This is a genomic window from Marinilabilia sp. (assembly GCF_016278715.1).
GTDB lineage: Bacteria > Bacteroidota > Bacteroidia > Bacteroidales > Marinilabiliaceae > Marinilabilia.
Map to the genome: position 1 here is coordinate 1 of NZ_JADQBH010000138.1, position 21,516 is coordinate 21,516.

Sequence of the window (21,516 nt, forward strand, 5' to 3'; positions counted from 1 at the left end):
TGCTTCTTCGAACATGGAATCACGTTTCGATAAATCAACTTCTCCGGGCTCAGCGCCTTCGCTATCATTTCCTGTATATTCGGGCAATATCATGGCCGAAGGATAGCCCTGCTGGACACCGATGTATTCGTTGATTTTTTCAACTTCAGGCGTATCCACAAAGGCACACTGAACGCGAATCAGATCGCTTCCCTGGGTGATGAGCATGTCGCCACGGCCTATAAGTTGATTGGCCCCGGGAGAGTCCAGGATTGTGCGACTGTCGATCATGGAAGCTACTTTAAATGCTACACGGGTGGGGAAGTTGGCTTTGATAACTCCGGTAATAATGTTGGTTGATGGACGCTGCGTGGCAATAATCATGTGAATACCCACCGCACGGGCCAACTGAGCAATCCGGGCAATTGGCATTTCCACATCTTTTCCGGCGGTCATAATCAAGTCGGCAAACTCATCGATAATCACCACAATGTAAGGTAGAAAACGGTGGCCTTTTTCAGGATTTAGCTGACGTTTAACAAACTTGTGGTTGTATTCCTTCATGTTTCGCGCATGTGCCTTTTTGAGCAAATCATAGCGCTGATCCATCTCAATGGTAAGGGAATGGAGGGTGGCTACCACCCGTTGAACATCCGTGATAATGGATTCCTCTTCATCCGGTAGCTTGGCCAGGAAATGTTTCTCAATCTTGCTGTAGATGTTCAGTTCTACTTTTTTGGGGTCAACCAACACAAATTTAAGTTGCGAAGGGTGTTTTTTATACAGCAATGATGTTATAATCGCATTTAATCCTACTGATTTACCCTGTCCTGTAGCTCCGGCAACAAGCATGTGGGGTGCTTTGGTCAGGTCTATCATATAAGTTTCATTGCTGATGGTTTTTCCAAAAGCAATGGGTAGTTCAAACTTACTATTCTGAAATTTGCGTGAAGTGATAATCGAGCGCATGGACACCACTTCCGGTTCTGAATTGGGAACTTCAATACCAATGGTGCCACGTCCCGGAATGGGGGCAATAATTCGGATTCCCAGAGCAGCAAGCGAAAGGGCAATATCATCTTCCAGGTTTTTGATTTTGGAAATGCGTACACCCGGTGCAGGAACAATCTCATACAATGTAATGGTGGGACCAACAGTTGCTTTAATGCTTTTGATTTGTATTTTGTAGTCCTCCAGGGTTTTAACGATTTTGTTTTTGTTGGAAATAAGCTCCTCCTCACCAACTTGTCCCGACCCCCCATCATGATCATCTAGCAAATCAAAAGTGGGAAGTTTATAGGAAGACAAATCGAGAGTGGGATCGTAATCCCCCAAAGGTTTGTCATCGTTATGCTCCAACATTTCTTCAGTGGCTGCCCTTTCAATTTTGAGCTCCAGGTCTTCATCACCATCATGCTCCAGCGACTTATCGGTATTTTGAGGTTCAAACTCCATTTTCATGGTTTCTTCGTCATGAACCTCTGTTTGTTGTTGGTTATGTGCCTGATTTGGCGTAGATACCGGCTTTGTGGTTTCAGAAACTTCGGACAATCCGCTCACCGCTCTTTCCAGTGATAATTCTTCATCCAATGGTTTGTCGGACGCTGGTGCTGCCTTTTCTTTTGATGAATCTAAACCATCAGAATGTTCAATGTTGTTTTGTGTTTCTACATTGGTATCCGAAGTGTTTTTATTGATAAAAGGCTTGGAAACAAGCACAATAAACCAATCAAAACTAAAAGAGAGGTAGGCGAAAAGTGTAACCAGTATTAGAATAAATGTTCCGGCCCATCCTATAGCCGACTGCAGCCAGGTACTCAGAAAAAAACCATGCGCACCGCCCAAAAGAAGGTATTGATCATTGACAGAGTCGATAAAAAAGAATCCAAGTGTAAGAGAAGTCCAGATGGTAATGAGTGCGGCATGTGCAAAAGCGGATGAGAGTTTCATTATTTTGGCACCTACCAGTTTTATTCCGGTCATGAAAAGCAATACTACCACTGCAGTTGAAGCTACTCCAAACCAGTCATTTATAAAGGTGTCGGCCAGCCAGGCACCAAATTTGCCAGTCCAGTTTTCCACAGTTATTTCCGCATCTTTAATAAAATCCCAAAATGCAATGTCGAATTTACTTCTGTCCGCAAACCCGGTAAAGAAAAACGACATAAATGCCAGCGCCAGATAGAATGCCAGCGCTACAAGAACTAATCCTGAAATAAAACGGAACTTGAAATTCTTAAGATTGGTCTCCCATTTGGAGAGACCTGTTTTTCGACTTTTTTTCCCTTTTGCTGTCTTTTTGCCGTTACTCATGGTGCTAATTTGGTTTTCCTCCTGCAAAAATAATAATTGAACGGGCCTTTTGAGCTTTTAAAAGAAATAAAGTTTAAAATAATGTCTGCAGAAAAATGATTGGCTACCATTCAACGATTAAAAGCAATTTTAATTGTATGTTTATTTAATGATGGTTGAAATGGTTTGTTCAATTTCCTGAATGGTGGCGGGTTGGTAATCCACCGGAATCTCAAATATGGATTCCGGCAACGTATCTCCGATGATGGACTGAGGGGTTAAAGTGAACATCACATCATTGTAAAAGATGGAAAATTCAAGCAAAACACCAGGAATTTCAGCAAAAGGAGTGTTTTTATTGGTGGTTGGGATAGCGATCTCCGGGGTGTACCAAACGATAATTTCACTGTTGGTTTTTCCCAATTTTATTATTGCTTTTTGAGCTTCATAGCCTAAAATGGTTCGGGAGGTGTCTTTTTCAAAAAAGACTTTTCCCTCTTGCAACTGTTGAAAAATAAAGAGTTTATTACTTTCCGACGCGGGAACATACATTTTTCTGTTGATGATTTTTAGTAAAGTTGTACTACTGTCGGTATTGTGATTTGAAATGAAGTCCAGTGAGTAAATGCCCAAATCTCCCTCAAAAGAGATACGCTCTTGTCCGGGTCGAAAGAAATAATGCATCTCTTCGGGAAGCAAAAAAGAGAAGTTTTTAGCTTTTATTTCCGGGGAATAGGAAATGGTATAATTTACCACGCCTTGCGAAACAACAGGTGTTGTTTTCTTCTGTCTTTGCTTGCATCCGTATAGAACAAAAAATGCTGACAATAAGATTATTGAAAGGATCTTAAAAATTGATTTGGAACAATGCCTCATAAAATGAATTCTCTAAATGGTTTACATGGTCTAAGCTTTTTCAAATTTAATCTAATTTTTAAGAAATAATTAAACGCTTATCTTTTGATTCGGGGTGCTGGTCAAAATCAAATCCACCAATGATAGATACTTCTTTGCTGATAATGGTCATAGGAAAACTATCTTTTTTTCTCGAATATAGTGCTGTAATAAGATAAATTGAATAATATGAGCAAACTTGCTGTTATTGCTTTGGGTGGCAATGCACTGCTGAGAAACAACCAGTCCGGAACGATTGAGGAGCAGGAAGCCAACACTACTGAAACACTTGAAAACCTTATCTTCCTTGTTAAAGAAGGGTATAACCTGGTGTTCACGCATGGAAACGGGCCTCAGGTGGGGAACATTCTTTTGCGAAACGATGCCGGGGAGAATCAGTACGGCGTACCTCAAATGCCTCTTGATATTTGTGTGGCCGACAGTCAGGGAGGCATCGGATATATGATTGAACGTTGCTTATTGAATGTTTTGTGTAAACACCATCTTAAAAGAAATGTTCTTACCTTAATGACCCTCACTGAAGTTGATCCTACAGATTCTGCATTTAACAACCCTACCAAACGGATCGGAAAAATGATGACTAAAGAGGAAGCAGACCGACTTAATAAGGATAAAGGCTGGATTTTTAAAGAGGAGAAGAAAAGTGTGGGTGGCTATAGGAGGGTTGTTCCGTCGCCTGTGCCAAAGTCGATAATGAACTGTGAGGTGATTGAGAGCAACGCCAGGGCCGGTACAATAGTAATTGCGGTGGGAGGAGGTGGTATTCCTGTTTACACGGATGAGCAGGGAATGGTGCGGCCATCTGAAGCGGTTGTGGATAAAGACCTGGCTAGCTCTATTCTGGCCACCCAGATTAAAGCTGATGAGTTTTATGTTCTAACCGATGTTCCTTTTGTTTATGTTAATTATGGGGAACCTGATGAAAAGAAACTGGAATTTCTAAATCATACCGATACTCTGAAATACCTTAATGCCGGAACTTTTGGTGAAGGAAGTATGGCTCCTAAAATAAAAGCTGCTCTCTCATTCATTGAAATGGGGGGGCGACAAAGCATTATCACCGAATCCAAAAAGCTCGAGGATAAATCCTTTGGAACAAAAATTACTATGGAATACGAAGATAAAGACTTGCATAAGTATGACTGAAACAGTGGATGAATACCTTTCTTTAGCCTGCTTTATTCATGAATTATCGTTATGAGATTTTCAAATATTAAGAAATAAAATCAACCGCAGAGAATATGGATGTAGGAAATAATAAATTATTTTCAAATCCATTTTAATGAGGACGATTGTATTTTGCAGATAGTTGGACATCGGAATAGATTATTTGTGAATAATGCAGGTTAGGCTCGAACTTAAAACTGAACACTAAAATTAAATATATATGGCTTTCAATTTAAAGAACCGATCATTTTTAAAACTACTGGACTTTTCGCCCAAAGAGATAGCGTTTCTGCTGGAACTGGCCGAACAACTAAAAGCGGCCAAGTATACCAGAACGGAACAACCACAGCTTTCAGGTAAAAATATTGCCCTCATATTTGAGAAGTCTTCCACACGCACCCGATGTGCTTTTGAAGTGGCAGCGCACGATCAGGGTGCTCACGTTACTTACCTTGGGCCCTCCGGGTCGCAGATTGGTAATAAAGAATCGATGAAAGATACGGCCAGGGTTTTGGGGCGTATGTACGATGGAATCGAGTATCGGGGATTTGGACAAACCATTGTCGAAGAATTGGCTGAATTTGCTGGAGTTCCTGTTTGGAATGGCCTTACAAATGAGTTTCATCCCACCCAGATTCTTGCCGATTTTCTGACAATGAAAGAGCATTCGAATGTGCCTTTGAAACAGGTTTCGTTTGCCTATTTAGGCGATGCACGCAACAATATGGCCAATTCGTTGCTCGTGGGTGGTGCCAAAATGGGTATGGATGTGCGCATTGTGGGACCTAAATCGCTTCAACCCGATGCGGATCTGGTAGAGAAATGCCGTGAAATTGCCAAGGAGACCGGCGCACAGATTACCATCACTGAAAATGTGGAAGATGGGGTAGCAGGATGTGATTTTCTATACACAGATGTATGGGTTTCAATGGGCGAAAGTGAGGATGTTTGGAAAGAGCGTATCGAGATGCTTAAAGCCTTCCAGATAAATGCTTCAACACTTGAGAAAACAGGAAATCCATCCTGCAAATTTCTTCACTGTCTGCCTGCTTTTCATAACCGGGAAACAAAAGTTGGAGGGGAAATTTTTCAAAAGTTTGGTCTTGACGGATTAGAAGTAACAGAGGATGTATTCGAATCTCCTGCTTCTATCGTTTTTGATCAGGCCGAGAACCGGATGCATACCATCAAAGCGGTGATGGTAGCCACACTGGGAGCTTGATGTATTTTAATTTCCCCTGACATAGTATCAAACTCGTCAGGGGAAATAAAAAACTACTCCTCTTTTTCCACAATTTTCCTTGCCTGTGATGCATTCACAAACAACACATCATCCAAACTTGAGAAATCGTTAAAATATTCTGCCCCCCTGCGTTTAATGTGTTCTTCACGGAAACCAATTATGGTTAATCCGGCATGTTTTGATTTCTCTTCAACAATTTCATGGATAGCCCTGTTTTCAGTTGCCGGAACAATCTCAATATTAGAAAGAGTAATTGGCAAACGTCCTTCTTCAACCAGGTGATTGAGTTGTTCTCTGGTTTGCTCCACCTGCTCCGGCGCACAAATACTGAAAATCTTAATTTTACTTTTCTTCCAGTCGGGATGGGCCAGAATAATGTAACCAAGCAAAATCATCAGGTTGGCATTGAGGTAATCCACTGGTCTTATCCACACATGAATGCCATTCCGGAACCGTGTAGCAGATTGCCCCATCCCATAAACACAAACATCGAAATTACCAGCCTTGGTAAGTGCGATATTGGTTATGATACGTTCCACTTCTTCTGTTTGATTTTTTTCATATTCAAACACCACCATGTTATTTTCCATCCCTGAAATACTGGGCGCCTGGATAATTTGGGCAATGGCAGAAGTATAGGATGGAGAAATCATGGTATCGATGTACAGTGTGCTATCTTCTTCTTTTTGAATTTCAACCAACTGATGCATAATTTCCCTGGATGCCAAAAAGCTCTGGCGGCTAAAATAATCTTCTATAAAGTGAAAATAGGTGCCAAAACCATGACGATAGGAGAGCCAGTTCATCAAATCAAAAATCTTTTCCCGTTCAAAGGAATTTGCTGAAATACAAACAGCTGCCGGACGCCATTCTTCACTCTCAATTGGGCTTTGATTCTTCTGCATGTAAACCTGGAGTTTTCGGTTAAGCTGAAACAGTGCGCCTCTAAACAGATTAACCAGTCCTTTACGGTCTTTGTTGTAGTGCTCAATAACGAGGTAGATGACTATAATCATTGAGTAAGCAACCACTGTATAAAGCGGATTAATCATAAACATAACCCACACGGAAAGCAAAAAACCAATGAGTGAAAAATACCATTTCGACCGGAACCGCGGACGATAGGAGGGGGAAGAACCCCAATGGTTCAGAAAACTAATAAGACAAAGTGAGCCATAGGTTATCAGAAAAAACATGGAGATTATTTCTGCTACAGCATCAACATTTCCCATTCCCACAAAAACAAAAGCAATTAGAAATGCTACAATCGAGGCATTACGGGGCTCATTGGTGACCCCTTTTCCCTTTGACAATCTTCGGTTGACTCCGGGTAAAGGAAAGCTTTTATCACTAGCCAGGGCCTGTAAGGTACGCGGAGCAACCAGTACTGATCCAAGCGCTGAGGAAAGGGTAGAGGCAGCCAATCCCATTAATACAAAAATACTACCTCCAACAGCAATTTGAGACATGATTAACTGATTGGAAAGCAATGCTTCGGTGGAAACAGATACGGACATTTTCCATATTACAAGAATATAAACCAACATTCCTGCAATGGTTGCTGCCATGGTACCAATAGGAAGTGATTTCCCCGGATTTTTAAGGTCACCGCTGAGCCCGACTCCTGCAGTCATCCCTGTAAAGGCCGGAAAACAAATCGCAAATACGGAAAAAAAGCTCTGGGGATTAGAAAAACTAAAATTGGAACTGAAATGCTCTCCTTTTACCAGTTCTGGTTCTCCAGAACCCAGGAAAAACATTATTAACGACAAAAACAATACTCCGGCTACACCATACAATAGCCCAATACCCATATTAGCTCCTTTGCGGATAATGAGAATTGCCAGAATCACTAATACCGGAAGGCTCACAACCTGACGTGGTAGTTCCCAACCATATTTTGTAATCCACCACTGAAATAGCATTTCAAATGTTTCGGTGAAAGCAATGATGTAAAATGCGATGCTGATCGCCTGAGAGAGAAACAGGGCAATACCTATCGTGGCACCAATATTTAGACCAAATGAGCGGGATATAATAAAGTATTCTCCTCCTCCTTCCACGCGAGTATTGGTTGATAATTCTGAAATGGCCAGGGCAGTGGGAATGGTTATCAAATGCCCTAGAATAACCAACAGCAAACTACCTGTAAAACCTATGGTTCCAACGGCAAAGCCAAATCTCAGAAACAAGATAGCACCTAAAATAGTGGAGATGGCCGTGATGAAAACCGGTGCCGTACCAAACCGACGTGCCGTATTGATTTGCACTTTTTGCTCCATAATCACTCTTTCTTTCGATGTATTAAGGATAATCTATTTTTTTGTGAAGTTAATAAATTCAGGAAAGATTATTTTCTTCTGATAAGAATCATTGGTGTTTATTTTCGCATTCGGCCATATTTCCTGTCGGGATAACTCATACAGTTAGGAATACAGGAATCACTATTCGCACTTAAAATCAAAGCGTAAGCACATATGTAATAGCCGGGGATCATAAAAATAACTTATATTTGACTATCGGAAATAGATTATTATGAGTTTTGATTTTCTAGATATCGATTTGCCTGTTATCGATCCGGTTGTTAAATTCCTGATCATTCTACTTGTAATTTTAGTCATTCCCATATTGTCAGAACGGTTGAGGATTCCGCAGTTATTGGGTATGATTGTAGCCGGAATTGTAATTGGACCACATGGTTTTAACCTTCTGGCGCGAGATAGCAGCATAATACTCTCCGGAACAGCGGGGTTACTCTATATTATGTTTCAGGCTGGCCTGGAGATCGATATGAACGATTTTAAAAGACATGCATTCAAAAGCACGATGCTGGGCCTCTACGGTTTCTTTATCCCAATGATACTTGGAATAATTTTGGGGGTTATTCTTCTTGGCTTTTCTCTTTCAACGTCAACACTCCTTGCCAGCATGTTTGCCTCTCATACATTGATTACTTATCCTATTGTAAGCAAACTGGGAATAACAAAAAATACAGCAGTCAATATCTCCGTGGGCAGTACCCTTATAACTAATACTCTGGCATTGTTTGTCCTGGCTATTATTGTGGGTATGTCAAACGGAGAAATAAATAATTTTTTCTGGTTGCAATTACTGGTATCGTTCATCGCATTTACACTCATCATAACTTTTGTATTTCCACGAATTGCCAGATGGTTTTTTAAACGTTTTAGCGACAGTGTTTCGCAATATGTTTTTGTACTGGTTATTGTCTTTTTGGGTGCAGTTCTATTAATGGCTGCTGGCATTGAAGCCATTATCGGGGCATTTATGTCAGGACTGGCGTTAAACAGACTAATTCCGCGGACATCTCCATTAATGAACCGCATCAACTTTGTGGGCAACGCCATCTTCATTCCATTTTTTCTGATAGGGGTAGGGATGCTAATTAATTATCGGTCTTTTAGCAATTTGGAGACCATAATGGTGGCTGTATCCATGTCAATTGTTGCCACTCTTGCAAAGTATCTGGCGGCTCTGGCTACTCAAAAGAGTTTTAAACTGAGTCGTGATGATATGCACCTGATATTTGGGCTTACCAATTCACAAGCAGCTGCTACACTTGCGGCTGTTTTAGTTGGTTACAACATAGTTCTGGGACATACTCCTGATGGTGATCCTATACGCCTGTTGAATGACAGTGTACTCAATGGAACCATTATCATGATATTAGTAACTTGTACAATTGCCTCTTTTGTAACCCAGAAAAGTGCTCAAAAAATATCCACAACCGAGCAAATGGATGGAGTGATTGAAGAAAATAAAGAGCTAATACTAATTCCTTTGAGTAATCCTGAAAACATTGAGGAAATGGTTAATTTAAGTACCATCATAAAATCAAAACGAAACCTGAATGGCTTTTTTGCACTCAATATAATTAACAGGGATAATACTGATACTGAACTGGAGAAGCGGGCCCGCCAATTACTCAACAAAGCCCGGGTCGCTGCTTCGGCCACGGATATGGAACTGCAAACCTTGTTACGTTACGACCTCGATGTGGTACATGGCATCACCAATGTTATTAAGGAACATAATATTACTGACCTTATTCTCGGACTACATGTACAAAAGGGGATGTCTGACACCTTCTTGGGCAACCTGACAGAAGGTATCCTTTCCAAAAATAATTTCACAACCTATATTTACAACCCCTTTCAGCCCATTTCTACCATCGGGCGTCACATTGTTGTTGTTCCTGAAAATGCTGAATACGAATCAGGTTTTTCTTTTTGGGTTTCAAGAATATGGAACATTGCCGGAAATACAGGAGCAAAAATCTTGTTTTATTCAGATGGAAGAACCCTTAAGCTGCTCAGGGAAATTCATTCTATTCATCCCATCGATGCAGAATTTAATGTGTTCAACAAATGGGACGATTTTTTGATTTTATCCAGGGACGTAAGCCCGAACAATAATCTGATTATTGTGATGAGTCGAAAAGGTTTCAACTCATACCACCCTGCTATGGAAAAAATAACATCCTATCTGAATAACTATTTCCAATATTCCAATTTTTTAATCATTTATCCCCGGCAAGAAATCCTTTTATCACATGAGAAAAAAATAAACCTCACGGATTCTTCAATGTTGGAAACCATCGAAAAGATTGATACCATTGGAAAAACACTTGCCAATATTTTCAGAAGGAAGGAAATATGGAGAATTAAAAGAGAACAAAACTAACTCTTTTTCTCTCAATGAATGAAATTGCGAATTTTCCGCTGAATTTTGTTGTATCCGGAATAGTATTGCGGTTAAATATATTTTTTGATACTTTCGTTCCTCTAATCTCAATCATAGATGGCACAGAAAATTGCAGTTATAGGCATGGGCCAGTTTGGTATGGCCATAGCAAAATCACTAACCAAAAAGGGAGCTGAAGTTTTGGTAATTGATCGCAATGAGCATATTATTGAAGAAATGGGCAACCGGGTGGCCCTGGCTGTGGCGATGGATGCTACCGACAAAAAGACCCTCCTCTCTCAGGGCATTCTCGATTTCGATGCTGTGGTGGTTGCCATTGGAGAAGATTTTGAACAATTGCTGCTCTGCACAACCCTTTTAATGGATATCGGAGTAAAAAGAATAATGGCACGTGCCAGGGGGAAAAATCAACGCGTTATTCTGGAGAAAATCGGAGTTGAAGAAATTCTTTCTCCTGAGGACGAGGTAGGAATCAACGTGGCCGAAAGATTGATGAATCCCTCCATTGTTTCGTATCTTGACCTTCCGGATGAGTTTTGTATTATGGAAGTTGCTGCCCCGCCCGATGTTATTGGTCGCTCTCTTATCGACATCGACCTCAGACGACGCTATCACCTGAATCTTATTACAATGAAACGCGGCGTAGATGTTGAGAAAAACGGAGAAATTGTCTGGGAGCAGCATATTTATGGAATTCCCAAAGGGGAAAGTCTCATTCGGGAGAATGATTCTCTAATTCTTTTTGGAAAACGCAGCCATGTTGAACGGTTTATTGAAATCAATCAATAAATGGGAGAGTTAAGAAATACCCGGGAACGCATTAATGTTTTTCTTTTCGACATCAGAGAACGGTTTTTCCGGGTCATGAATATTTTATCGGTGGTGGCTGCACTGACAGGAGTTTTTTTTATTATCCGTTTTTTTGGTTTTTCACCGAACGAGGAAACCACGGAGAATCTAATATTTCAGCTGCATAGAGTATTGGATTTTTTTCTGTTACAGTTCTTGCTCCGGGTATTTTTTGATTTTAATCCGAGAGAATTTCTGCGCAAGAATCTGTGGGAAAGCATTATTATGCTCTCCATCCTGAGTGAATCAATAATATATTTTATTTTCGGAAAAGCCTGGATATTTCAGCTAACTCAACTGGCAGGGATGTCTTCTCATGGTTATTTTCTGGTGGTTCAGGGAATTTTTTGGATTGTAGTCCTACGGGAAACAGGACGTGCATCCATTAACATGAGTCATTTACACATCAGTCCCGGAGCCCTTCTTGCACTCTCTTTTATTATTCTGATACTGATTGGTACAGTGCTGCTTAAGATGCCTGAAATGACGTATACCTCCATATCCTGGGTTGATGCTTTATTTACGTCTACCAGTGCGAGTTGCGTTACCGGATTGATTGTGAAGGATACAGCAGAATTCTTTACATTCAGAGGACAACTGATTATTATGATGCTTTTTCAGCTTGGTGGGCTCAATATGCTGACCATTGCCACTTTTATTGGTTCTTTTTATCGAAAAAGCGGAAGTTTATATACATCCAGTTTACTAAAGGATGTAATGGATACTGACCATATTGGAAGTTTGACCGGGATTCTGCGAAAAGTTATTTTTTACAGTTTGAGTTTTGAGATAACCGGTGTCATTTTATTATACTTTTTGTGGGGAAATCAATACGAATTTCAAGGCCCCTTTGAACGACTTTTTTATTCCGTCTTTCATTCTGTTTCGGCTTTTAATAACGCAGGCTTTTCACTTTTTACAAATGGATTATTTGAGGCTCCGGTGCGGTTCCAGTATGGAGCGCAGATTGTGATAATGGTGTTAATTGTTGTGGGAGGACTTGGGTTTATTGTGCTACAAGACGTTTTCGCAAAACCGCCTTATCAACAGATTCAAAAAGAATATTGGAGGAAACTGATGGTCAATTCAAGGGTAGTGCTGACCATTACCTTTTGGATGCTTGTCTCGGGTGCAGCTCTGTTTTTCATTTTTGAGTACAACAACACGCTGAAAGACCATTCGCTTGTTGGAAAAATTGTGGCTTCCTTTTTTCAATCCGCTACCACCCGCACCGCCGGGTTTAATACAGTAGATACCTCCTTACTCACAACTCCCACCTTATTATTATTCATGCTTTTCATGTTTGTGGGAGCCAGTCCCGGATCAACCGGTGGCGGTATAAAAACCACTACCTTTGCAGTAGCCCTGAAAGCTGCATGGGCCAATATCAGAGGGAGAGAGCATGTGGAAGTCTTTAAACGAAATATTCGCTGGGCCTCGGTAAATAAGACTTATGCAATCATCGCTGTGGCCCTTTCTTTTTTGTTTCTATTTACCATTCTTTTATCATTAACCAACCCCCAATTTTCCTTACGCGAAATTCTTTTCGAACAGATTTCTGCAATGGGCACTGTTGGCCTATCGCTGGGAATTACAGGGCAGCTTTCCATGTCCGGAAAAATTATTCTGGTGATCTCTATGTTTATTGGCAGGATTGGTTCTTTAACGATGGTGGTTATTTTTAGTCGTCGCATCATTTCCGGTTCCTACAGGTATCCCAATGCACGATTAATGATAGGATAATTATTAATGAATTTGGAAGAAATCTTTTAACAATGGCTGATATGAATTTCAAACGTTGCGAATGGGTCGGAAATGACCCGCTCTATGTTAAGTATCATGATGAAGAGTGGGGCAGACCGGTTTTTGACGATGAGACTCTTTTTGAATTCCTGATATTGGAAGGTTTCCAGGCCGGATTGAGCTGGATTACGATTCTGCGAAAACGTGAAAATTTCAGAAAGGCATTCGACAATTTTGACTTTCATAAAATTGCCGGTTATACAGATGATGACTTTCAACGACTCATCCAAAACGATGGAATTATTCGTAACCGACTAAAGATAAAGGCCGCGGTCACCAACGCACAGGCTTTTCTTAGAGTGCGCGAAGAGTTTGGTTCTTTTAGCCGCTTCATTTGGGGGTTTGTGAACGGAAGCCCCATTGTGAATCATTTTGAAAGTCTCAAAGATATTCCGGCATCAACACCACTTTCCGATAAAATTAGTAAAGACCTCAAAAAACGAGGGTTTAAATTTGTTGGAAGTACCATTGTGTATGCACACATGCAGGCAACCGGTATGGTTAATGACCATGTGGTGGGGTGTGCAATTAGGGAAATGAGCATGGGGTAGGGCATAGAGTTTTTTATAAAAGAAAGCTCTATGAACGAATGTAAGTACCGGCCATAAGAATGAAAATAGAAGACAGTTAAACGATGGAAAAAGGCTGTTATCAAATAACTCAATTTCAACCCCCAACCCAGAACACAGAGACCTAAAATTCCCTACCCCTCTCGTTTGGCCTCATTCCATATCTCATCCATCTCCGCAAGTGAAAGGTCTTTAAGATTAACTCCTTGTTTAATAGTTTTCTGTTCCAGATAATTAAAGCGTTTGATGAACTTTTTATTGGTGCGTTCCAGTGCATTTTCGGGGTTTACTCCATAAAGGCGGGCGGCATTTATCAGTGAAAAAAACAGGTCGCCAAACTCATCTTCAATGGCATCCTTGTCATTCTTTATCATTTCCACCTTCAGTTCTTCTAGCTCTTCTTGTACTTTATCCCATACCTGCTCACGCTGTTCCCAGTCAAATCCCACTCCACGGGCTTTATCCTGAATGCGGTTCGCTTTTACCATCGCCGGCAGAGACATAGGCACGCCTTCCAAAACCGAGCGGTTGCCATCTTTTTCTTTTAATTTGAGGGCTTCCCAGTTTTGTTCCACTTCCCGGGCATCTTTCACCTTTGTTTCTCCGAAAATGTGGGGGTGACGGTATATGAGTTTTTCAATCAGTGAATCTATTACTTCTTTAATGGAGAATGCCTCTTTTTCTTCGCCTATTTTTGCATAAAAAACAATATGAAGCAACAAATCACCCAGCTCTTTGCGAATGGCGTCTTCAGAACCTTCAAGTATGGCATCAGCCAGTTCGTAGGTTTCTTCAATAGTGAGGGAGCGCAGTGATTCATTTGTCTGTTTGCGATCCCACGGACATTTTTCGCGCAATTCGTCCATTACTTCAAGTAACCGGCCAAAAGCCTCTTTCTTTTCGTGCATTGTTAATGTTGTTAGTATGTAAATCTGACCCTCAGAGGGTCATGAAAGTTAAATCTGATGATTACTTCAAAAGTAGCAATTCTGCACTTTATTGAAAATTTTGAAAAGAAAATTTAAGTGTGAAAACCGGGATTGAAAGGCTTTTGGTGGTTGTTTTATTCATTTTACCAAAAATAGTTTTATCTTGCAACGCCTGAAAATTGAAGAAAACAAGACTTTATGAGTGTCCCCACATTTGATGTAATACTTGTATTTCTGGTACTTGCATTTATACTGATTTCCCTATACCGGGAACTGATGGGGGCAGCATTTACCTTCTTTATTGCCATCATGGTGCTGGGAATTTTCAAAATCCTAACACCCTCCGAAATTCTGGCCGGCTTTGCCAACGAACAGATTGCAGTTATTATTATGCTGTTACTTCTTGGTGATACCATTCGACAAACCTCTGTAATTGAAGCTATCTTTGAAAAGGCCTTTCCACGATCAATGAAATTTAAGGGATTTCTTGCCCGGATGATGATTTGGGTCGGTGGATTTTCGGCTTTCCTGAACAATACACCTTTGGTTGCAGTCATGATGCCTTATGTGCATCAATGGAGCCGGCGAAACAATATTGCTCCGTCAAAATTGCTGATGCCACTTTCTTACGCTGCCATTCTGGGGGGATGCGTAACCCTCATTGGTACCTCTACCAATCTTATTGTAAACGGTATGGTAGTGGATCAGAAAATTTTTCCGGATATGCCTTCGCTCGGAATGTTCGATTTTTTTTGGGTAGGTTTTCCCATGCTAGTGATTGGAATGGTTTATCTCTATTTTTTCTCCTATCGGTTATTGCCCGATCGAAAAAGTGTGATGGAAGAGTACTCCACCGCCGAGAGAAAATATCTGGTGGAGGCAGAAGTTCGCCGCAACAGCCGCCTGGTGGGCAAGACACTCGAAGAATCTGAAATTCGGGAAATGGACGGACTGGTATTAATTGAAATAATCCGGGGAAACAGGATTTACCAACTTTTATCAGACAATTTCAGACTTCAGGAGGGAGATTTATTAAGGTTTGCAGGAGAAAACAAGAATGTTGTCCGTTTGCTTTCCGAAAATTGTGGATTAACACTTCCTTCGGTTGGCATGATGTCTAAATTAAAGAAAACGCAGGTTGTTGAAGTGGTGGTTTCGCACAATTCATCACTTATTACCAAAACTGTAAAAGAAGTAAATTTTCGCGGACGTTTCGATTCGGCCTTGCTGGCATTGCACCGCAACGGAGAACGTGTTGTTGGAAAAATCGATGAAGCCAAATTAAAGGCAGGCGACGTACTGATGCTTTTGGTTGGAGAAGCGTTTATCAGTCGTGCCGATAGTGAGCAGGATTTCTATCTCATCTCCAAAATACGGGAATTTAACCGTACGGAGAAATACAAAATTTATGCATTGCTGGGCGGAACACTACTTGCAATTTTTCTGGCAGCCGTCAAGCTGGTGCCTCTGTTTATCGGATTGTTTGTTGTTCTAATTGTCATCTCAACACTCAAGATTGTGTCGCCCAAGGACATGCCCAAGAGTATTGATTACAACCTGGCCGTAATTATTGCTATGTCGCTGGCTCTGGGCACGGCTATGATAAAAACAGGCGTAGCCGATATGGTGGCCGACCTGATTATCAGTGTTTTTCTTCCATTTGGTCGGGTTACCCTTCTTTTTGGCATCTACCTGATGACAACCGTTCTTGCAGCATACATCACCAATAAAGCTGCCGTTGCCGTTATTTTTCCGATTTCTCTTACGGCAGCCAAAACACTCGGACTGGAGCCGGAACCCTTCGCGCTGGTGGTTTCGTTTGCCGCGGCTGCCAATTTTATTACCCCCATTGGCTATCAAACGAACCTGATGGTTTATGGCCCGGGAAATTACAACTTCAAGGATTTCTTTAAAATTGGGTTCCCGCTGACTATCATTTACATGGTTGTGACCATCACTGTTCTTAGTCTGATGTATTTCTAATAATGTCCCAGCAGACGGGCAATTTTATCAATAATCTTGCTTTGATTGGGGTCAATGGCCAATCCTTTTGATTTGGCTGTTAATAACTCTTTCCTCAGTTCAATAAAAGCATCTGAAATATTGCTCAGCGACCGGGTTTTCTCACTTAACTGGTCCTCAAGCATGGCGATTTTTGCTTTCGATTTTTCTATGTCAGTTTTTAATAGGGTACGATCAGCCGCCAGGTTGTTGTATTTTTCTTTTACTTCTCTCAATTCCTTCTGAACATTGGTCTGACGTTCCTTGCTCATTTGCAACGAATACTGAAGGCTGGCAGTATCCTTTTTTAATAGAGCCAGCTGAGATGTCAGTTCTTCCAGTTGATTGGCCCTTTCCACACTAGTACTTTGTTGTGAGCGGTATTTGCTGCGCGCATCGGCAAGATCCTGCTTCAGATTATTTACTTCCTCTTTCAGGTTTTCCGTATTTGCAAACAGGGTAGATACTTTGTCCGATTTTAAAGCATCGCTTCGATGTAATTCCTGTTTCATGGATTCAAAATCGGCAAATGCACTTCTGAGTTGCTCTTCCAGTTCTCTGTTCTCGTCTCTTGTTTCGGTCAATCTCTTTTCCAGAAAATCTCTTTCCCCTACCATGGCTTCATATTTCTTTTTGGAAACCACACAGCCCGGGAGAACCAAGCTAATGAGAATGAATATTGAAAAAATCCGTTTCATACGCATAAAATTTGCATTATTAAGGTCGTATAGAACACGCAACCCTCTTAAAAATGCCATTTTGTGACACATTAAAAAAAGTCAAGGTTCCATACTCGTTTTATAGAATTTATTTTTTTGTTTTTCCTTCTTTTTATACATTTAGGCATTGGGCCAATATAACTTAGGTATTAAACCTGGTCAATTACTCTTTGCCATTTTGGAAAATTAATTAAATCAGTAACTTTTGGCAGGATTTTCGAGTTGTAATAAAGCAAAATAAACTGATTTAAAATAGGCAACTTATTTCATAAATAACCCTTTTGTCCTTCATCAAAAATAAGAAAAGTATGCAAGTCAAAAAATATTTTATTGTGTTGTCGCTATTTTCTGCCATCACAACCTTTACAATAACTGCACAGAATCATATTCTGGAGGGCAGGGTAGTAGATGCTTCTAATGGAAATCCGGTGGAATTTGCCAATCTTGGTGTCGTAGATTCCTTTCTTGGAGACGCTACCGACAATAACGGATTTTTTAGCTTGGTTGTTCCAAATGACGCTATCAAAAAAACGATAAGAATTTCAGCGGTGGGATATCGTCCCAAAGAATTTCAAATTTCTAAGCTGCTGGCACAAACAAAACCGGAAATTGAACTTTTCCCTACGGTTTATGATATTGATGAAGTGGATGTGGAGGCTCCGTCAAGAGTTTTGTACGGTATGCTGAAAATGGTGGGCCGCCTGATACCGGACAACTATTATTCTGACAATTATGTGGCCAAGATCGACTATCTTGAAACAACCGAAAACGGAAAAAGAATAATGCACCTGGATTATGCTGACCATTCGGGTTATGGTATTCGTAGTCGTATCAATGCATTTGAAAACAGGGCATATCAGATAGTCAAAGGAACCCGGAACTTTCAATTTCTACCCTTTGAAAAAGGACTCCACCGGATTGACGAACTGCTCGGGTTTGACATTATCAGGAATCCCGGAAACATTCTGGATGATGCGTTTGTGGACCGATTTGAAGTTTTTGAAGAAAGGCAATACAAACGAAATGGCCAGGATATCATTGTCATAGGATTTGAAAACTTAAATGCCTTATTCGAGTTTACCGGAGATGCCCGTATTGAAAGGGTAGAAGGGGAAATTCACGTGATAAAAGAGGATATGAGTATCCTTAAACATCATACCGTTTATCATAGCGATGGCAAATTTTTGCACGGAAGGTCTTTCATGACTGACGAATCGCTTCAGCAATCGGTAAAACCTGTTACGCAATACACCGTTGATGTGGAATATAATGGTTCAATCGAGGGGAAAAAAGTAATTTCCAGAGTTTTTATGGAAGAGCAGAGCCCGGAAAAAAACAGTTCTTTCGAACTGCTTTTTTCCGGGTTTGATTCTGAACAAGGGCCAGAAAAACTAAATGGCAGACAATATTATGACAATCGTTCTGTCTATTCTAAGGATTTTTAAATACGCTGATAACATTTTACCCAATCCACTTCCATTTCAGCCGGAAGTTGCTTTTCATCAGGCGATTCGGGTAAAGTAGAGGAGAAACTCAGATACATTGGTACCTGTGGAACATTATGGGTCTGACGGTATATTTCTTTACCGTTAATTCTCCAGACCATCTCATTTTCGCTCCAATCGAACGAATAGATGAAATAATTATTGGAAAACTTTGTTCCATTCACTTTTTTTGTTGATTCAGTAATTCCTTTTCCCTGGATATCTGATATAATACCGGCTTCAATAATTCTTCCTCCCGGATAAATGGTTTTAAAGATATCGATATGGGGAGTCATGCGTTCACCTACCATCCAGAAAGCATTTACAACCGGGAAAGTGCTATTAAACCTAACTTTGGCTTCAAAGCGCCCATATTGTTGTCTGAAACTCTGTCCGGTACTAATCATTCCGGAGGTATATTCAAACTCTTTTTCCCTGAATCCATAGGTGGCACTCCATACTTTTCCTTTTGTTGCCTGAGGTTGAACACGAATCCGCAAAGAAGAATCCCTTAAATCTATATTTTCCTCTCTGAATATTTGGTGTTCTCCCTCCAGAGCGTAGGTATCGTTCATTAAGGCTTTTCCCCAGTAGTATCCGGTAATCCACTTATTAGAATCCAGTGAGGCACTGTCAAAGTTATCTTCAAAAGTAATTTTCCACTTCTTTAGTTCTTCAAACGGCTTTTCTTCCTTTGTTTTATGATACCAAACAATATCTTTTTGCTTCTTTAACTCCTCAAATTCGTTGATTAAAGCAGCTTCTTCAGATTTTCGGAAACGATGTTTATCCTCCATGCCTGCTTTAAATTTCTTAAAATCAGAAGACTCAACCATTCCCTGCAGGCTATAAAATTCGGTAATTCTATCACTGCCTTCTAATCTTTTATATATTTGATATGGTGAAGACTTCTCCGTTTTAACAGCCCACTTTACTGATCGTTCTTTCCGGAGTCTTTTGAATTCTTTATACTTGTGATTGGCATCAGATTTTTTGAAATCAGGACTTGATTTTTCTTTGAAAAATTCAGAAGAGTTTACAAAATTATCAAGTTCGCGATAACGATGGTACCGCTCGGATGCCAGGGTATCCTCCATTTTCTTTGCTTTCCCGGAACTGTTGAACTTCAGATATGTTTTAATGTCTTTGCTTTTGTTCAATAGCTTAAAACGCTCCAGTTGCTTAAACTCTTCAGTATCTTTAAACTTTTTGTGTTTTAAATCAGCAACACGCTTTTCAAAATCGCCGGAATGAATCTCCCTGTCCAGTTCCTGGTAGCGCTGAAGCAAGGAAGAGGTCTCTATTTCATTAAATCGACGGTAATCTTCCAATAATTGATTTTGTTCGGTTTCATACTTTCCTGTATCGGGAAATTTCCCGCCAAATAATGATCCAAATATGCCAGCCATTTTACTGTATATTAAAGTTTGTCTTGTTAGAAATAATAGTCCGTTAAACTTTTACAAAAATTTCTGAATCAGCTGTTTGTTTTTAAAAGTTGTTTTGTGTTAAAGTGCATATTTTCAATATCATACGATTCACCTTAAATCTAAAAATCTAACGGTCTATTGTAAAAAGTTTTACGCAAAAAATAGAACTGGGTTAAGAAATTATTTAAGTTATTTGGGATGCTTTCGGATTTTAAACCCTTGTTCTCGATCAAAATTTCCTTAAATCACTTTGCTATTCGTGTAAATCTTGACATTTTTGAGAACTCAATCCTTCAAAAAATTCCTTCTTAATAAAAATTACATCCTCCACTCATCTGTTTCTTTTCATCAAATCAATTATAATACAACGAATATAACATTTTGATTGCTTATATAAAACATTAGATCGGTAGATTTTTAGATATTAGAAGTCCGACAAATTGTATCGCGAAACTTCGGTATTGATATTCTTAATTATAAGAAGTACAAGTTTTAGCACATAAACAATTGATTAACAGCTTTTTTCACAAGATACCTGCAGGCATGAAAAAAAGAATAGCAATAGATTTGTAATCACTGGTGCCCGGTTAAAGAATAGAGAATTACTTCACTTTGTTACCAATGACCAGTATTGGAATGATATACGTAAATAGGAGAGGTTGATTTTCAGCAAAGCCCACAACCAACCTCTCCAATCCACCTCGCCCCAACAGAAATGGGTCATTGCGTGTAAAACAGCCTGTCCCGGTTAATCGGGAAAGAAATCTAAATCTTTTAGATTGGCATCCATGAATTATTTTCATTATTTTTTATCAGAAAATGAGGATATTAATCCAATTCCCTAACTTAACAGCATATTTTTCTTCACAAAACTATTTTGTGGAAACAAAAAAATTATACCTTTGCATTCGCTGTTCGGGATTAACGAATCCCAATTGAATAGTAACTTATCGACAAGGATGAGTAGAAAAAAAATGCGAAAATAGCTCAGTTGGTAGAGCACGACCTTGCCAAGGTCGGGGTCGCGGGTTCGAGTCCCGTTTTTCGCTCAAAGAAAAAAGGACGAGAAGTCTATCCCGATTTATCGGGAAGTCCCGTTTTTCGCTCTGAAATAGGACGAGATAAGTATCAAGCATTTTGATAGATCTCGTTTTTATTTTGTCTACCGCCCAGATGGTGAAATTGGTAGACACGCCAGCTTGAGGGGCTGGTGGCCATTACGGTCGTGCAGGTTCGAGTCCTGTTCTGGGCACTCTTTTTAAAGCTGCAATTGACTTTTTTAGTTGATTGTGGCTTTTTTAGCTATAAATATTATTTTACTTCGTCCTCCGTCGGTGTGGATTTTCAAATCCACATGATTATCCATAACAGGTTTAAGAATCCGCAAAAAAAAAGGTAACCCGTCGAAACG

General features: G+C 40.2%; 14 protein-coding genes and 2 tRNA genes. 10 read left to right on the forward strand and 6 right to left on the reverse strand.

The window, feature by feature from the left end; translation table 11 throughout:
• On the reverse strand, positions 1-2,292 hold a 2,292-nt coding region (locus QZZ43_RS08810; RefSeq protein WP_291857991.1), incomplete at its 3' end, for a DNA translocase FtsK.
• A 141-nt stretch (positions 2,293-2,433) separates the two neighbouring features.
• Positions 2,434-3,099 (reverse strand): hypothetical protein, encoded by a 666-nt coding sequence (locus QZZ43_RS08815; RefSeq protein WP_291857992.1) that lies wholly within the window; start codon positions 3,097-3,099, stop codon positions 2,434-2,436.
• A 255-nt stretch (positions 3,100-3,354) separates the two neighbouring features.
• Here QZZ43_RS08815 and QZZ43_RS08820 point away from each other — a divergent pair, with 255 nt between their 5' ends.
• Both QZZ43_RS08820 and argF read left to right on the forward strand, forming a co-directional pair.
• Positions 3,355-4,332, forward strand: coding sequence for a carbamate kinase (locus QZZ43_RS08820; protein WP_291857993.1), 978 nt, complete (start codon positions 3,355-3,357; stop codon positions 4,330-4,332).
• Positions 4,333-4,573: 241 nt separating this feature from the next.
• Positions 4,574-5,575 (forward strand): ornithine carbamoyltransferase, encoded by a 1,002-nt coding sequence (gene argF / locus QZZ43_RS08825; protein ID WP_291857994.1) that lies wholly within the window; start codon positions 4,574-4,576, stop codon positions 5,573-5,575.
• A 53-nt stretch (positions 5,576-5,628) separates the two neighbouring features.
• Here argF and QZZ43_RS08830 read toward each other — a convergent pair whose 3' ends face one another.
• Positions 5,629-7,878, reverse strand: a complete 2,250-nt coding sequence (locus tag QZZ43_RS08830; protein ID WP_291857995.1) for an amino acid permease — start codon at positions 7,876-7,878, stop codon at positions 5,629-5,631.
• Between the two features lie 253 nt (positions 7,879-8,131).
• On the opposite strand from QZZ43_RS08830, the gene QZZ43_RS08835 reads away from it, so the two are divergent.
• From QZZ43_RS08835 to QZZ43_RS08850, 4 genes are all read left to right on the forward strand, one after another.
• Complete coding sequence (locus QZZ43_RS08835; protein ID WP_291857996.1) at positions 8,132-10,300, forward strand: cation:proton antiporter; 2,169 nt, start codon at positions 8,132-8,134, stop codon at positions 10,298-10,300.
• A gap of 117 nt (positions 10,301-10,417) precedes the next feature.
• Positions 10,418-11,110, forward strand: coding sequence for a TrkA family potassium uptake protein (locus QZZ43_RS08840; RefSeq protein WP_291857997.1), 693 nt, complete (start codon positions 10,418-10,420; stop codon positions 11,108-11,110).
• Positions 11,111-12,913, forward strand: a complete 1,803-nt coding sequence (locus tag QZZ43_RS08845) for a TrkH family potassium uptake protein (protein WP_291857998.1) — start codon at positions 11,111-11,113, stop codon at positions 12,911-12,913.
• 41 nt (positions 12,914-12,954) lie between these two features.
• Positions 12,955-13,524, forward strand: a complete 570-nt coding sequence (locus QZZ43_RS08850; RefSeq protein ID WP_291857999.1) for a DNA-3-methyladenine glycosylase I — start codon at positions 12,955-12,957, stop codon at positions 13,522-13,524.
• A 152-nt stretch (positions 13,525-13,676) separates the two neighbouring features.
• Here the strand turns inward: QZZ43_RS08850 and mazG are convergent, their stop codons facing one another.
• Positions 13,677-14,450, reverse strand: coding sequence for a nucleoside triphosphate pyrophosphohydrolase (mazG, locus tag QZZ43_RS08855; RefSeq protein WP_291858000.1), 774 nt, complete (start codon positions 14,448-14,450; stop codon positions 13,677-13,679).
• Between the two features lie 219 nt (positions 14,451-14,669).
• Here mazG and QZZ43_RS08860 point away from each other — a divergent pair, with 219 nt between their 5' ends.
• Positions 14,670-16,454 carry an SLC13 family permease gene (locus QZZ43_RS08860; protein ID WP_291858001.1) on the forward strand — a complete coding sequence of 595 codons (1,785 nt, stop codon included), beginning with the start codon at positions 14,670-14,672 and terminating at the stop codon, positions 16,452-16,454.
• Here the strand turns inward: QZZ43_RS08860 and QZZ43_RS08865 are convergent.
• Positions 16,451-17,170, reverse strand: a complete 720-nt coding sequence (locus QZZ43_RS08865) for a hypothetical protein (protein WP_291858002.1) — start codon at positions 17,168-17,170, stop codon at positions 16,451-16,453. The genes QZZ43_RS08860 and QZZ43_RS08865 overlap by 4 nt on opposite strands.
• Before the next feature lie 329 nt (positions 17,171-17,499).
• Between QZZ43_RS08865 and QZZ43_RS08870 the strand changes: the two genes are divergently transcribed.
• Positions 17,500-18,636, forward strand: coding sequence for a carboxypeptidase-like regulatory domain-containing protein (locus QZZ43_RS08870; protein ID WP_291858003.1), 1,137 nt, complete (start codon positions 17,500-17,502; stop codon positions 18,634-18,636).
• Here QZZ43_RS08870 and QZZ43_RS08875 read toward each other — a convergent pair.
• Complete coding sequence (locus QZZ43_RS08875) at positions 18,633-20,084, reverse strand: glycoside hydrolase family 16 protein (protein ID WP_291858004.1); 1,452 nt, start codon at positions 20,082-20,084, stop codon at positions 18,633-18,635. The genes QZZ43_RS08870 and QZZ43_RS08875 overlap by 4 nt on opposite strands.
• Before the next feature lie 997 nt (positions 20,085-21,081).
• Here QZZ43_RS08875 and QZZ43_RS08880 point away from each other — a divergent pair.
• Positions 21,082-21,154: transfer RNA gene (locus QZZ43_RS08880), tRNA-Gly, on the forward strand.
• A gap of 118 nt (positions 21,155-21,272) precedes the next feature.
• A tRNA-Leu gene (locus tag QZZ43_RS08885) sits at positions 21,273-21,357 on the forward strand.
• Positions 21,358-21,516: the final 159 nt, after the last annotated feature.

Excerpts from the sequence above, each read along its gene's own strand:
- QZZ43_RS08820 (WP_291857993.1), top strand. The coding sequence starts at position 3,355 with ATGAGCAAACTTGCTGTTATTGCTTTGGGTGGCAATGCACTGCTGAGA.
- QZZ43_RS08835 (WP_291857996.1), top strand. The coding sequence starts at position 8,132 with ATGAGTTTTGATTTTCTAGATATCGATTTGCCTGTTATCGATCCGGTT.
- QZZ43_RS08860 (WP_291858001.1), top strand. The coding sequence starts at position 14,670 with ATGAGTGTCCCCACATTTGATGTAATACTTGTATTTCTGGTACTTGCA.
- argF (WP_291857994.1), top strand. The coding sequence starts at position 4,574 with ATGGCTTTCAATTTAAAGAACCGATCATTTTTAAAACTACTGGACTTT.
- QZZ43_RS08870 (WP_291858003.1), top strand. The coding sequence starts at position 17,500 with ATGCAAGTCAAAAAATATTTTATTGTGTTGTCGCTATTTTCTGCCATC.
- QZZ43_RS08850 (WP_291857999.1), top strand. The coding sequence starts at position 12,955 with ATGAATTTCAAACGTTGCGAATGGGTCGGAAATGACCCGCTCTATGTT.
- QZZ43_RS08875 (WP_291858004.1), bottom strand. The coding sequence starts at position 20,084 with ATGGCTGGCATATTTGGATCATTATTTGGCGGGAAATTTCCCGATACA.
- QZZ43_RS08830 (WP_291857995.1), bottom strand. The coding sequence starts at position 7,878 with ATGGAGCAAAAAGTGCAAATCAATACGGCACGTCGGTTTGGTACGGCA.
- mazG (WP_291858000.1), bottom strand. The coding sequence starts at position 14,450 with ATGCACGAAAAGAAAGAGGCTTTTGGCCGGTTACTTGAAGTAATGGAC.
- QZZ43_RS08840 (WP_291857997.1), top strand. The coding sequence starts at position 10,418 with ATGGCACAGAAAATTGCAGTTATAGGCATGGGCCAGTTTGGTATGGCC.
- QZZ43_RS08865 (WP_291858002.1), bottom strand. The coding sequence starts at position 17,170 with ATGAAACGGATTTTTTCAATATTCATTCTCATTAGCTTGGTTCTCCCG.
- QZZ43_RS08845 (WP_291857998.1), top strand. The coding sequence starts at position 11,111 with ATGGGAGAGTTAAGAAATACCCGGGAACGCATTAATGTTTTTCTTTTC.